This window comes from Rhodoferax sp., from assembly GCF_030646845.1.
GTDB lineage: Bacteria > Pseudomonadota > Gammaproteobacteria > Burkholderiales > Burkholderiaceae_C > Rhodoferax.
This window is the reverse complement of the sequence record NZ_JAUSLE010000021.1, coordinates 37,068-49,763: the sequence shown is the minus strand read 5'-3', so window position 1 is coordinate 49,763 and position 12,696 is coordinate 37,068. Positions and strand designations below refer to the sequence as shown.

12 protein-coding genes are annotated in these 12,696 nt (G+C 61.7%); 11 read left to right on the top strand and 1 reads right to left on the bottom strand.

The window, feature by feature from the left end:
• The first annotated feature begins 1 nt into the window (after position 1).
• The 4 genes from Q7T10_RS05440 to murI all read left to right on the top strand — a co-directional run bounded on the left by Q7T10_RS05440 (position 2) and on the right by murI (position 4,434).
• Positions 2 to 256, top strand: a complete 255-nt coding sequence (locus Q7T10_RS05440; protein ID WP_304746769.1) for a hypothetical protein — start codon at positions 2 to 4, stop codon at positions 254 to 256.
• On the top strand, positions 249 to 1,934 hold the full coding sequence (locus Q7T10_RS05435) for a Na(+)/H(+) antiporter subunit D (RefSeq protein WP_304746767.1): 1,686 nt from the start codon (positions 249 to 251) through the stop codon (positions 1,932 to 1,934). Before Q7T10_RS05440 ends, Q7T10_RS05435 begins: the two co-directional genes overlap by 8 nt.
• A 149-nt stretch (positions 1,935 to 2,083) precedes the next feature.
• The gene (locus tag Q7T10_RS05430) at positions 2,084 to 3,637 is read left to right on the top strand and encodes a fumarate hydratase (RefSeq protein WP_304746765.1); all 1,554 of its coding nucleotides are present in this window, start codon (positions 2,084 to 2,086) and stop codon (positions 3,635 to 3,637) included.
• Positions 3,634 to 4,434, top strand: coding sequence for a glutamate racemase (gene murI / locus Q7T10_RS05425; protein WP_304746763.1), 801 nt, complete (start codon positions 3,634 to 3,636; stop codon positions 4,432 to 4,434). The genes Q7T10_RS05430 and murI overlap by 4 nt, the downstream gene beginning before the upstream one ends.
• Before the next feature lie 24 nt (positions 4,435 to 4,458).
• On the opposite strand, the gene Q7T10_RS05420 is transcribed toward murI, so the two are convergent.
• Positions 4,459 to 4,872 carry a RidA family protein gene (locus tag Q7T10_RS05420; RefSeq protein WP_304746760.1) on the bottom strand — a complete coding sequence of 138 codons (414 nt, stop codon included), beginning with the start codon at positions 4,870 to 4,872 and terminating at the stop codon, positions 4,459 to 4,461.
• Positions 4,873 to 4,986: 114 nt separating this feature from the next.
• On the opposite strand from Q7T10_RS05420, the gene Q7T10_RS05415 reads away from it, so the two are divergent.
• The 7 genes from Q7T10_RS05415 (at position 4,987) to Q7T10_RS05385 (ending at position 12,667) form a co-directional block, all read left to right on the top strand.
• Entirely contained in the window at positions 4,987 to 5,148 is a 162-nt protein-coding gene (locus tag Q7T10_RS05415; RefSeq protein ID WP_304746758.1) for a hypothetical protein, read from the top strand.
• A gap of 68 nt (positions 5,149 to 5,216) precedes the next feature.
• The gene (dapC, locus tag Q7T10_RS05410; RefSeq protein ID WP_304746756.1) at positions 5,217 to 6,443 is read left to right on the top strand and encodes a succinyldiaminopimelate transaminase; all 1,227 of its coding nucleotides are present in this window, start codon (positions 5,217 to 5,219) and stop codon (positions 6,441 to 6,443) included.
• A 31-nt stretch (positions 6,444 to 6,474) separates the two neighbouring features.
• Positions 6,475 to 7,299: a 2,3,4,5-tetrahydropyridine-2,6-dicarboxylate N-succinyltransferase gene (gene dapD / locus Q7T10_RS05405; protein ID WP_304746753.1), complete on the top strand. Its 825-nt coding sequence runs from the start codon at positions 6,475 to 6,477 to the stop codon at positions 7,297 to 7,299.
• Positions 7,300 to 7,326: 27 nt separating this feature from the next.
• Positions 7,327 to 8,499: a PilT/PilU family type 4a pilus ATPase gene (locus tag Q7T10_RS05400; protein WP_304746751.1), complete on the top strand. Its 1,173-nt coding sequence runs from the start codon at positions 7,327 to 7,329 to the stop codon at positions 8,497 to 8,499.
• Between the two features lie 26 nt (positions 8,500 to 8,525).
• Positions 8,526 to 9,701, top strand: coding sequence for a succinyl-diaminopimelate desuccinylase (gene dapE / locus Q7T10_RS05395; RefSeq protein ID WP_304746749.1), 1,176 nt, complete (start codon positions 8,526 to 8,528; stop codon positions 9,699 to 9,701).
• Positions 9,698 to 10,585, top strand: a complete 888-nt coding sequence (gene prmB, locus Q7T10_RS05390; protein WP_304746747.1) for a 50S ribosomal protein L3 N(5)-glutamine methyltransferase — start codon at positions 9,698 to 9,700, stop codon at positions 10,583 to 10,585. Before dapE ends, prmB begins: the two co-directional genes overlap by 4 nt.
• A gap of 129 nt (positions 10,586 to 10,714) precedes the next feature.
• Positions 10,715 to 12,667, top strand: coding sequence for an ABC-F family ATP-binding cassette domain-containing protein (locus tag Q7T10_RS05385; RefSeq protein WP_304746745.1), 1,953 nt, complete (start codon positions 10,715 to 10,717; stop codon positions 12,665 to 12,667).
• The last annotated feature ends 29 nt before the right edge of the window (positions 12,668 to 12,696 follow it).

The window sequence follows — 12,696 nt, the reverse complement described above, 5'->3', positions numbered from 1 at the left end:
CATGGACGACAAGCCCCATTGGCTGGACCAGCCACGCAATGTCAAACGCTTGTGGCGCGGTTTTCTGGTTGTGCTCCTGTTCACGGTGCTCGCCGAGTTTCTCGTGCATCTGCATCCGCATTTCGCTATCGAGTCCATCTTCGGCTTCAACGCCTGGTTCGGCTTCCTGGTCTGCGCGGTCATGATCATCGTGGCCAAGGGGCTGGCCCTGGTGCTCAAGCGCCCCGATACCTATTACGGCCAGCACGATGACTGATGTCATGCTTCATCCCGGGTTGGTGCTCATCGTCGGCGCCCTGCTCTTGCCTTTTCTGCGCGGCGCGCCGAGGTCCATCGCCGTAGTGGTTTTGCCCCTGCTTGTGCTGGCGCTGGTATGGCAAGTACCCGACGGACCGGCATGGCAGCTGCGGTTCCTCGATTACACAATCACACCGCTGCAGGGCGACAAGCTCTCGCGCCTGTTCGCCACCATCTTTGCGCTGATGGCCGCAGGCGGCGGCTTGTTCGCCCTCAGTCAAAAAAGCCGCGTCGAAGTGCCTTCCGCGTTCATCTATGCGGGGTCGGCCATCAGCGTGGCATTCGCGGGTGACCTGGTCTCGGTGTTCGCCTTCTGGGAGCTGATGGCCGTCGGCTCAACACTGGTCCTGTGGAGCCACGGTAACAACGACGCCTACCGCGCCGCACGGCGCTACCTGATGATCCACCTGCTGGGTGGCGTGTTGCTGTTTGCCGGCGTCACCGGCCACATCGTGCAGACCGGCGACGTAACCTTCACGCGGATGGTGCTGGACTCGCCAGCGCACTGGCTGATCCTCTTGGGCTTCCTGGTCAACGCCGGCGCGCCACCCCTGTCGGCCTGGTTGTCGGACGCTTACCCGGAAGCATCCTGGAGCGGCACCGTCTTCCTCTCGGCGTTCACCACCAAGACCGCGGTGTATGTGCTGATCCGTGGCTTTCCAGGCACCGAGTTGTTGATCTGGGTCGGCCTGTTCATGGTCTTCTACGGCATCATCTATGCGCTGCTGGAAAACGATATCCGGCGCATCCTGGCGTACTCGATCATCAACCAGGTTGGCTTCATGATTGCCGGCATCGGCATCGGCACCGAGATGGCGCTGAACGGCGCGGCGGCCCACGCCTTCGCCCACATCATCTACAAGGCCCTGCTGCTGATGTCGGCCGGCTCGGTGATCCTTATGACCGGTAAGCGCAAGTGCTCCGAGCTAGGCGGCTTGTTCCACACCATGCCGCTCACCACCGCGTGCGGCACGATCGGCGCGCTGGCGATCTCGGCGTTCCCGCTCACCTCCGGCTTTATCTCCAAGTCAATGGTCTCGCAGGCTGCCATCGACGGGAATCTGCAGTGGGTGTGGCTGTTGCTCACGGCCGCGTCGGCAGGCGTTTTTCTCCACGCGGGCATCAAGTTCCCGTGGTTTGTGTTCTTCCAGAAGGACTCCGGCCTGCGCCCGGCCGAGCCGCCATCGAGTATGCGCTGGGCCATGGTCGCCTTTGCGTTTCTTTGCATCGCGCTCGGCGTCTGGCCCGAGCCGCTGTACGCGCTGCTGCCCTACGCCGTGAATTACGTGCCCTACACCGGGGCGCACGTGGTGACGCAGTTGCAGTTGTTGCTGTTCTCGGGTCTGGCGTTCTTTGTGATGCTGCCCTACCTCAAACGCACACTCACCATCACGCTCGATACCGATTGGGTCTGGCGCCGATTGCTGCCGGCATTGATGACCCACGTGGGGCTGCCGCTGGGCAAGGCATGGAACCTCCTGATGCGCACCGCGCTGCGTTTGGGCTCGCAAGGGCTGGCCCTGGTCGTGCACCAACATCGCCAGGACGGCCGCTTTGCCCGCACCTGGTCCACCCGAAGCATGGCGCTGTGGGTGCTGGTCCTGTTGCTTGGCTACCTCGTTCTTTATTACGTCTGAGCCCGGACGGGGTGACCAGCGGATTGGGACCATCGCAGGCCCATCCTCATGCAGTACCCGTCCGCCCGACACGTCCCAAGTGTGTCAGCCGGGCGTTATGCAGAACTGTCAAAATACCTGCCATTCCCAGCCATCTCCAAAGCATGACCATGACCACACACATCAAGCAGGCCGACCTGATCGAATCCGTTGCCGCCGCCCTGCAGTACATCTCGTATTACCACCCGGCCGACTACATTGCCCACCTGGCGCGCGCTTACGAGCGTGAGCAAAGCCCGGCGGCCAAGGACGCCATCGCGCAAATCCTGACCAACAGCAAGATGAGCGCCACCGGCCACCGCCCAATTTGCCAGGATACCGGCATCGTCAACGTGTTCCTCAAGGTCGGCATGGACGTGCGCTGGGAAGGGTTCACCGGCAGCCTGGACGACGCCATCAACGAAGGCGTGCGCCGCGCCTACAACCACCCCGACAACACCCTGCGCGCCAGCGTGGTGGCCGACCCGCAGTTCGAGCGCAAGAACACCAAAGACAACACGCCAGCGGTGATCTTCTCTGAAATCGTGCCCGGCAACACGCTGGAAGTGACCGTGGCGGCCAAGGGCGGCGGCAGTGAAAACAAAAGCAAGATGGTCATGCTCAACCCCGGCGACTCGGTGGTGGACTGGGTACTCAAGACCGTGCCCACCATGGGCGCCGGCTGGTGCCCGCCCGGCATGCTGGGGATCGGTATTGGCGGCACCGCTGAAAAAGCCGTGCTGATGGCCAAGGAGAGCCTGATGGACGACCTGGACATGTATGAGCTGCAGGCCAAGGCGGCCAGCGGTGCCGAACTGAACAAGACGGAAGCCCTGCGGCTGGAACTGTTTGACAAGGTTAACGCGCTGGGTATCGGCGCGCAGGGCCTGGGCGGCCTGACCACCGTGCTGGACATCAAGATCAAGATGTACCCCACCCATGCCGCCAGCAAACCCGTGGCCATGATTCCCAACTGCGCGGCCACGCGCCACGCCCATTTTGTGATGGACGGCAGCGGCCCGGTCTATCTAGACCCACCGTCACTGGACCTGTGGCCCGATGTGGCCTGGACCCCCGACTACGTGAAGAGCAAAAAGGTAGACCTCAACACCCTGACCAAGGAAGAAGTCGCCAGCTGGAAACCCGGCGATACCCTGCTGCTCAACGGCAAGATGCTGACCGGCCGCGACGCCGCCCACAAGCGCATCAAGGACATGCTGGCCAAGGGCGAGAAATTGCCGGTCGACTTCACCAACCGCGTGATTTACTACGTTGGCCCGGTCGATCCGGTCAAGGGCGAGGCCGTGGGCCCGGCCGGCCCCACCACCGCCACCCGCATGGATGATTTCACCGAGATGATGCTGAGCGAAACCGGGCTGATCTCGATGATCGGCAAGGCCGAGCGCGGCCCGGTCGCAATTGCGGCCATCAAGAAACACAAGAGCGCCTATTTGATGGCCGTGGGCGGCGCCGCCTACCTGGTGAGCAAGGCCATCAAGAGTGCAACCGTCGTGGGCTTTGCCGATCTGGGCATGGAAGCCATTTACGAATTCGACGTGGTCGACATGCCTGTCACCGTGGCGGTCGATTCTGGCGGCACCAGCGCCCACATCACCGGTCCGTCCGAGTGGCAAAAAAGAATTGCCACCGGCGAGTTCAAGGGAATTTCAGTCGCCGCAGGGTGAAGCGCACCCCCGTTGGCGTCTTTGACAGCGGCATCGGCGGCCTGAGCATTCTCAAGGCCTTGCGTACCGAGCTGCCCCATGAAGACTTTGTCTACCTCGCGGACAGTGCCCCCCATGCGCCTTACGGGGAGCGCGACAACGCGCATGTGATCGAGCGGTCGCGTGCGATCACGGCGCACCTGCGGGCACGATACGACATCAAGGCCCTGGTGATCGCCTGCAACACGGCCACGGCGGCGGCCATTCATTTGCTGCGCGACGAGCACCCTGACCTCCCCATCATCGGCGTCGAGCCGGCGCTCAAACCTGCGGTGGCCCACAGCCGAACCCGGCGCATTGGTGTCATGGCCACCCGCAGCACATTGGCCAGCGCAAAATTCCGCGCCCTGGTCGATTCCCTGGCCGGCCAGGCCGACTTCATTTGCCAGCCGTGCGATGGACTGGCGGATGCCATCGAGCGCGAAGATACTATTAAAATGATAGCACTGTGCGCTTATTGCACGGGGGCTATAGGCCAATTTGGCACCAAATATGGGCAAATCGATACCTTGGTGCTGGGCTGCACGCACTACCCGTTTGTCAGTGAACACCTGCGCACGCTGGTGGGGCCTGACGTCCGCCTGATCGACAACGGTGAACCGGTGGCGCGCCAGACGCACCGCATGCTGAAAATCCTGGCGTCGGGTGATGCCCCGGGGGAATGCATTCTGCTCAGCACGGGCGATGGCGCAAGCCTGCGCAATGCGGCCCGGCACTGGCTGGCCCTTGAATGCCCGGTTGAGTTGGCCCTGATCTAAGGCCGCAACCGTCTCACGGTTTTCTCACGCAGGCTGGCTCGCTGTCGGCTGCCGCCGTGCCGTCACCTCGATTTCGATCTTCATGCGTGGATCCAGCAGTCCGGCAGAGATCATCATGGCGGCCGGGCGGACATCACCAAAGTATTGACGTAAGACGGGCCAGCACTGGGGAAAATCACTGGCGGTGGGCACAACGTAGGTCACCCGCACCACATCGCGCAAGCTGCTTTGGGCCTGGGCCAGCGCCGCCTGGATGTTGCGGAGACACTGGTCTGTTTGCGACACGATGTCGTCGGCAATGCTCATCGTGGCGTAATCAAAACCGGTGGTGCCGGATACAAAGATCCAGTCACCGCCCGCGTCGCGGGTAACCACCGCGCGTGAGTACGCGATGTCTTGCTCGAACGAGGAGCCGGAACTGATCAGCTGGCGGGTCATGAAGGGTTTCCTTTCAATGAATTAGGGGCATGGCCCTTGAACAGACATGGATTCCACACGTGCGCGAGCGCATACTGAGCGCCCGTGCGCCAAGCATAACAACAGGAAAACCCCATGACACTATGCCCCATCGCCATTGCCGTCGGTTGCCAGAAATGCCCGGTGTTCAAGATCTGCCCCGTCAAAACACTGATCGGTGACGCTCCCAAGGCCAAAGAAGAAAAACCCGTGACCACCAAAAAGCCGGCGCCCGCCCGCAAAAAAAGCAAAAAGTAAGCAGCCGCTGGCAACTTGGCCGGTGCTCTGGACGGCGAACCTGCCACAAGGCGGGATAATCGCAAGCCATGAATCCACTGCTTTCCCTTCTTCAGCCCTACCCCTTCGAGCGACTGCGCCAACTCTTCGCCCCTACCGCGCCAAATCCGGCCCTGCGTCCGATCAGCCTGGGCATGGGTGAGCCCAAGCACCCCACGCCAGCCTTTATTCAGCAGGCGATGATTGACGCCATTGTGAGCACGCCCAGTGGTCTCTCAAGCTACCCGGCGACAGCCGGCGAGCCCAGGCTGCGTGACGCCTTTGCTGGCTGGCTCAAGCTGCGATATGGCCTGGACGTTGACCCGGCCACCCAGATGTTGCCGGTGAACGGCTCGCGCGAAGCGCTGTTTGCCCTGACACAAACGATTGTGAATCCGGCGCCTGGTGGTGGCAGTGCCAACACCGATCAGGCCCCTGTCGTGGTGTGCCCCAACCCGTTCTACCAAATCTATGAAGGTGCAGCGCTGCTGGCTGGCGCCCAGCCCTACTTTGTGCCCACGGTCGAGTCGCGCAATTTCGCACAGGACTGGGACAGCGTGCCCGACGCCGTGTGGGCTCGCACCCAGTTGCTGATTGTCTGCTCGCCGGGCAACCCCACCGGTGCCGTGATGCCGCTTTCCGAGTGGGAAAAACTGTTTGCCCTGAGTGATCGCTTCGGCTTCGTGATCGCCTCAGACGAGTGCTACAGCGAGATTTACTTCCGTGATGAGCCGCCGCTGGGCGGCATGGAAGCCGCCGCCAAACTCGGGCGCAGCGATTTCAAAAACCTGGTCTCGTTCACCAGCCTGTCCAAGCGCAGCAACGTGCCGGGCATGCGCAGCGGCTTCGTAGCTGGCGACGCGGCCATCATGAAACAGTTTTTGCTCTACCGCACCTACCACGGCAGCGCCATGAGCCCGGTCGTGCAGGCCGCCAGCATTGCCGCATGGCGCGATGAGCAGCACGTCATCGAAAACCGGGCCCTGTACCGCAGCAAATTTGCCCAGGTCACCCCCCTGCTGGCCGAGGTGCTGGAGGTGGCGCTGCCGGATGCCGGCTTTTACCTGTGGGCCAAGGTAAAGGGCAATGACACGGATTTCGCCCGCGACTTGCATGCTCTTTACAATGTGACTGTTTTACCCGGCTCCTATCTGGCCCGCGACGGTCACAGCGGGAATCCGGGTGCGCAGCGGATCCGCATGGCCCTGGTGGCCGAAACCGCCGAATGTGTTGAAGCAGCACAACGCATTGTCGAATTTGTCAAATCCAGACCCTGAACTTGAACCCCCATCTGAAAGAATCCTCTTCATGACCCAGCAACTGCAAAACATCATCGACGCCGCGTGGGAAGACCGCGCCAATATTTCCGTCAAGTCCGCCTCCAGGGAAGTCGCCGACGCGGTGGAGCATGTCATTTCCCAGCTCAACTCGGGCGCTCTGCGCGTCGCCACCCGGGAAGGTGTCGGCCAGTGGACCACGCACCAGTGGATCAAGAAAGCGGTGTTGCTGAGCTTTCGTCTCAAAGACAACGAGGTCATGAAAGCAGGCGACCTGGCCTTCTACGACAAGGTCCAGACCAAATTCGCCCACCTCGACGAAGAAGCCCTGAAGGCGACCGGCGTGCGCGTGGTGCCCCCGGCCGTTGCGCGCCGTGGCAGCTATCTGGCCAAGGGTGTGATCCTGATGCCCTCATTTGTCAACATCGGGGCCTACGTGGACGAAGGCACCATGGTGGACACCTGGGCGGCCGTTGGGTCCTGCGCCCAGATCGGCAAGAACGTGCATTTGAGCGGCGGCGTCGGCATCGGCGGCGTGCTGGAGCCGATGCAGGCCAACCCCACCATCATCGAAGACAACTGTTTCATCGGCGCCCGCTCGGAAATCGTCGAGGGCGTGATCGTGGAAGAAAACTCGGTCATCTCCATGGGCGTCTACATCGGTCAGAGCACGCCCATTTACGACCGCGCTGCGGACACGGTCAGCTATGGCCGCATCCCGGCCGGCTCTGTGGTCATCAGCGGCAACCTGCCCAAGGCGGACGGCAAGTACAGCCTGTACGCGGCGATCATTGTCAAGCGGGTGGACGCGCAAACACGCGCCAAGACCAGCCTGAACGACTTGCTGCGCGACTGATACTTTCAACAGAACGAAGGCTGAACCATGGCAACCAATGGCGGATCGGTTACATCGGGCACGATGGAGCGAATTCTTCGCTTGATGAGCGAAAAAAAGGCTTCTGACGTCTATCTGTCGGCCCATTCGCCGGCCCTGATCCGGATCAACGGTCAGTGCGTTCCCATCAACAGCCAGATTCTTCCCCCCGACGCGCCACTCAATTTGCTGGCCGAGATCCTGCCACCCGAGCGCATCGAAGAGCTGGAGGAAATGAACGAACTGAACATGGGCTGGCCCATGGCAGGTGTGGGCCGGTTCCGTATCAGCGCCATGCGCCAGCGCGGCTCCATTGCAGCGGTGATCCGTTTCATCGCGATGGACATTCCGCCGCTGGCCACACTGTCAGTGCCCCTGATTCTGGGTGAACTGATCATGGCAAAGCGGGGGCTGCTGCTGATGGTGGGGGCCACCGGGGCCGGCAAAAGCACAACCCTGGCCTCCATCATCGATCACCGCAACCAGAATGCGTCCGGCCACATCCTCACGATTGAAGACCCGATTGAATTCCTGTTCAAGAACAACCGCTCGGTGATCAACCAACGCGAAGTCGGCACGGATACCCAGTCGACCCAGCTTGCACTCAAGAATGCGCTGCGGCAGGCCCCGGACGTGATCCTGATTGGCGAAATCCGCGACCGTGAAACCATGTCGGCGGCCATTGCCTACGCCCAAACGGGCCATTTGTGCCTGGCCACGATGCACGCCAACAACAGCTACCAGGCGCTCAACCGCATCCTGGGCTTTTACCCGGTGGAGGTCCGTAACACCATGCTGGGCGACCTGGCCTCTGCCATGAATGCCATTGTGTCGCAGCGTCTGTTGCGCACAACCACCGGCGGGCGCGTGCCCGCCGTCGAGGTGATGCTCAACAGCAACCTGATTGCCGGGTTGATTGAAAAAGGTGATTTCTCGGGTGTGAAAGAAGCCATGGAAAAGTCCATGGCAGAAGGCGGCCAGACGTTCGAGCAGGACATTGCCCGCCTGATCGTGGATGGCGTTGTGGACCGCAAGGAGGGGCTGGCCAATTCCGACTCGCCCACCAATCTGATGTGGCGACTGCAAAACGACTTTGGCGCCCGTGCCAAAGCCGAGGAACAGCTTGAGGACCCGGATGACCATCCGTCGTTCACCGAAATCACGCTGGACGTGACCCACTGATCGCCGTCACACCGGTCAAGAAAATAATGTCAAGCACGCTGCGCCTTACCGAACAGTTGATTTCCCGCCCATCGCTCACACCGGATGATGCGGGCTGTCAGGACATCATTGCGGCCCGCCTGGGGCCCCTGGGTTTTGTCTGTGAAACCATCACCAGCGGGCCAGACCACTTCCGTGTCACGAATTTATGGGCAAAAAGGGCTGGAGCCCCCGCCAAACAAGCGGGAAGCGCTACTGAATTGATAGTGTTTGCCGGTCACACCGATGTCGTGCCAACGGGACCACTGGACCAGTGGCACAGCGACCCGTTCACGCCCACACATCGAGACGGCAAGCTGTATGGGCGGGGTGCCAGCGACATGAAAACGTCACTGGCGGCGTTTGTCGTCGCAGTTGAAGAGTTCCTGGCGGCGCAGCCTGACGCCGCCTTGTCGATTGGCTTCTTGCTGACCAGCGACGAAGAAGGCCCCGCCACCGATGGCACGGTCATTGTTTGCGAAGCCCTCAAGGCCCGTGGCGAGACCATCGACTATTGCATCGTCGGTGAACCCACGTCGGTTGAGCGCAGCGGCGACATGATCAAGAACGGCCGCCGCGGCACCATGAGCGGGCGTCTCACCGTCAAGGGCGTTCAGGGTCACATTGCCTACCCGCACCTGGCAAAAAATCCCATTCATCTGATCGCACCCGCCCTGGCAGAGCTGGTGACCATCGAATGGGACAAGGGCAACGCTTTCTTTCCGCCCACCACCTGGCAGGTCAGCAACATCCACGGCGGCACCGGTGCCAGCAATGTGATTCCCGGCACCGTGGTGCTTGACTTCAATTTCCGCTTTTGCACCGAGTCGACACCTGAGAGTCTTCAGGCACGGTTGCAGACGGTCCTGGACCGGCACGCGCTTGACTATGAACTGGCGTGGACAGTCGGCGGCCTGCCTTTTCTCACGACGCCTGGCACGCTGGTGCAGGCGGTGGTCGATGCCATCAAGCTTGAGACCGGTATTGACACCGTGCTGTCCACCACGGGCGGCACCAGCGACGGCCGCTTCATCGCCAAGATCTGCCCCCAGGTGATCGAATTGGGGCCGCCCAACGCCACCATCCACAAAATTGACGAACATCTGGCCGTGGCAGATATTGAGCCCATCAAGAATATTTACCGGCGGGTGCTGGAAAACCTGGCCACGCGCCTGACGCCATGACGATTCTGGAACTGATCGAAGCAGGCGCCAGACAGCTCACAGATGCCGGCGTGGCGTTTGGCCACGGCACCAGCAACGCATTTGACGAAGCGGCGTGGCTGGTTTTATGGCAGCTGGGCCTGCCGCTCGACACGCCGCTGGACGGTCCGGACTCTATGGCAAATCAGCCTGTAGCCCCCGACAAACAAGCGCAGATAGCTACACTTTTAATAGCAAGAATTACATCGCGCAAGCCTGCCGCCTACCTGACCCGCGAAGCCTGGCTGCAGGGCGTGCCGTTCTACGTGGACGAACGCGCCATCGTGCCGCGTTCCTTCATCGCGGAGTTGCTGGTCAATGGCGCCATTGACTACTGGCTGAGTGAATCGACCCGTCGTGTGCTTGACCTGTGTACCGGCAATGGCAGCCTGGCGGTGCTCGCCGCCATGACCTATCCGGACGTGAGCGTGGATGCGGCCGACATCTCGGCCGACGCACTGGCCGTGGCCCGCATCAACGTCGACAAGCACGGCCTGCAGGAGCGCATCAGCCTGCTGGCCTCCGATGGCCTGTCCAATGTCCGTGGGCCCTACGACCTGATTCTGTGCAACCCGCCCTACGTCAATGCGACCAGCATGGCCGCCCTGCCCGCCGAATACCACGCCGAGCCCGCCCTGGCGCTGGACGGCAACGCCGCTGGCGGCAGCGACGGCATGGACTTCATCCGCAGTCTCTTGCGCGAGGCGCCCGCCCACATGAGCGAACATGGCGTCCTGGTGCTGGAGATTGGCAACGAACGTGAGCACTTTGAAGCGGCCTTTCCCCGGCTCGGAGCCATCTGGCTGGAAACCAGCGCCGGTGAGGACCAGGTGCTGCTGCTGACCCGCGACGCGCTATTGGCCTAAAATCAAGGGTTTTCCCGGGCGGTCATTGCGGGCTCGACCTGCAACTCACAGAACACTGCGCCCAGCGATGGATGCCGGATCAGGTCCGGCCTGTCGATCCACAATTTCATTCCAACCGAAAAGATTTCCGTGATAACCCTCAAAAACGTCATCCTGCGCCGCGGTGCCAAGCTGCTGCTCGACAGTGCCACCGTCACCATCAATCCGGGCGAGAAAGTGGGTCTGGTGGGCCGCAATGGGGCTGGCAAGTCCTCGCTGTTTGCGCTGCTCAATGGCACGCTGCACGAAGACGGGGGTGAATATTTCATTCCCAGCCAATGGCGCATGGGCCAGGTGGCCCAAGACATGCCGGAGACCGAGCAAAGCGCCACTGACTTCGTGGTTGAAGGTGACACCTCGCTGTTGGCTGCACAAAATGAGGTGACCGCCGCCGAGGCCACCGACGACTATGACCGCATGGCCCACGCCTACATGGCGCTGCAGGACGCCGGTGCGCACGATGCGCCGGCGCGCGCCCAGGCGCTGATCCTGGGCCTGGGTTTCAAGACCACCGAACTCACCAACCCGGTCAACAGTTTCTCCGGCGGCTGGCGCATGCGCCTGCAACTGGCGCGCGCACTGATGTGCCCGTCCGACCTGCTGCTGCTGGACGAGCCCACCAATCACCTGGACCTGGACGCGCTGGTCTGGCTGGAAGCCTGGCTCAAGAAGTATGAAGGCACGATGGTCGTCATCAGCCATGACCGCGAGTTTCTGGATGCGGTAACCAACGTCACCCTGCACATCGACGCCGGCAAGCTGGTGCGTTACGGCGGCAACTACAGCAAGTTTGAAGACATGCGTGCCGAGCAGATGACCTTGCAGCAAAACGCCTTCGCCAAACAGCAGGACAAAATTGCCCACCTGCAAAAATTCATCGCCCGCTTCAAGGCCAAGGCCAGCAAGGCGAAACAGGCGCAAAGCCGGGTCAAGGCACTGGATCGCATGGAGAAAATCGCGCCGTTGCTGGCGGACGCGGACTTCACCTTTGAATTCAAGGAACCGGCCAACCTGCCTAACCCGATGCTGTCGATGACCGGCGTGAGCTTTGGTTATCCGCCACCGGAAGGTTCCCCTGAAGGCACGCCGCCGACGGTGATCGTGAACAACGTCAGCCGTTCGGTGCTGGCCGGCCAGCGCATCGGCATTCTGGGTGCCAATGGTCAGGGTAAATCAACGCTGGTGAAAACGATCGCCCGTGATTTGCAGCCCATCGGCGGCGAGCTGACCGAAGGCAAGGGCCTCAACATCGGCTACTTTGCCCAGCAGGAACTCGATGTGCTGCGCCCGACCGATACCCCCCTGGAACACATGATCCGACTGGTCAAGGACATGACCGCCGCCGGCAAAATTGCAGGCCAGGCGACGCGCGAACAGGATCTGCGCAGTTTCCTGGGCACCTTCAATTTCGGCGGTGACATGGTCAAGCAGGCCGTAGGCAGCATGAGCGGCGGCGAAAAAGCCCGTCTGGTGCTGTGCATGATCGTGTGGCAGCGTCCCAATCTGCTGCTGCTCGATGAGCCCACCAACCACCTGGACCTGGCCACCCGTGAGGCGCTCGCCATGGCGCTCAATGAATTTGAAGGCACCGTGATGCTGGTCAGCCATGACCGCGCCCTGCTTCGTTCCGTGTGCGACGAATTCTGGATGGTCTCGCGCGGTGGCGTGGCCCCGTTTGACGGCGACCTGGATGACTACCAGCGCTACCTGCTGGATGAAGCCAAGCGCCAACGCGAAGCCATCAAGGAGGCCAGCAGCAGCGCAGCCAAGGCCGAACGCAAGGCCCTTGCCGCAGCGCCGTCACCGGCCAAGGCCAAGCCGGCCCCGACGGGCTCACTCAAGCGCCAACTGGAAGAGGTGGAAGCGCGCATGGCCGTGCTCAACGGCGAAGGTGCGTCACTGGAGGGCCACCTGAGCACGGCCCATCACCCGACCGAAATCGCCGACTTCGGCAAACGCCTGAAAACCGTCAACGATGAGCTGCAAAGCCTCGAAGAACAGTGGTTGACGGTGTCTGGCAAGCTGGAAGCGCAGTCGGCTTGACCAGCGCTCACTCAAAATAAAAAAACCCG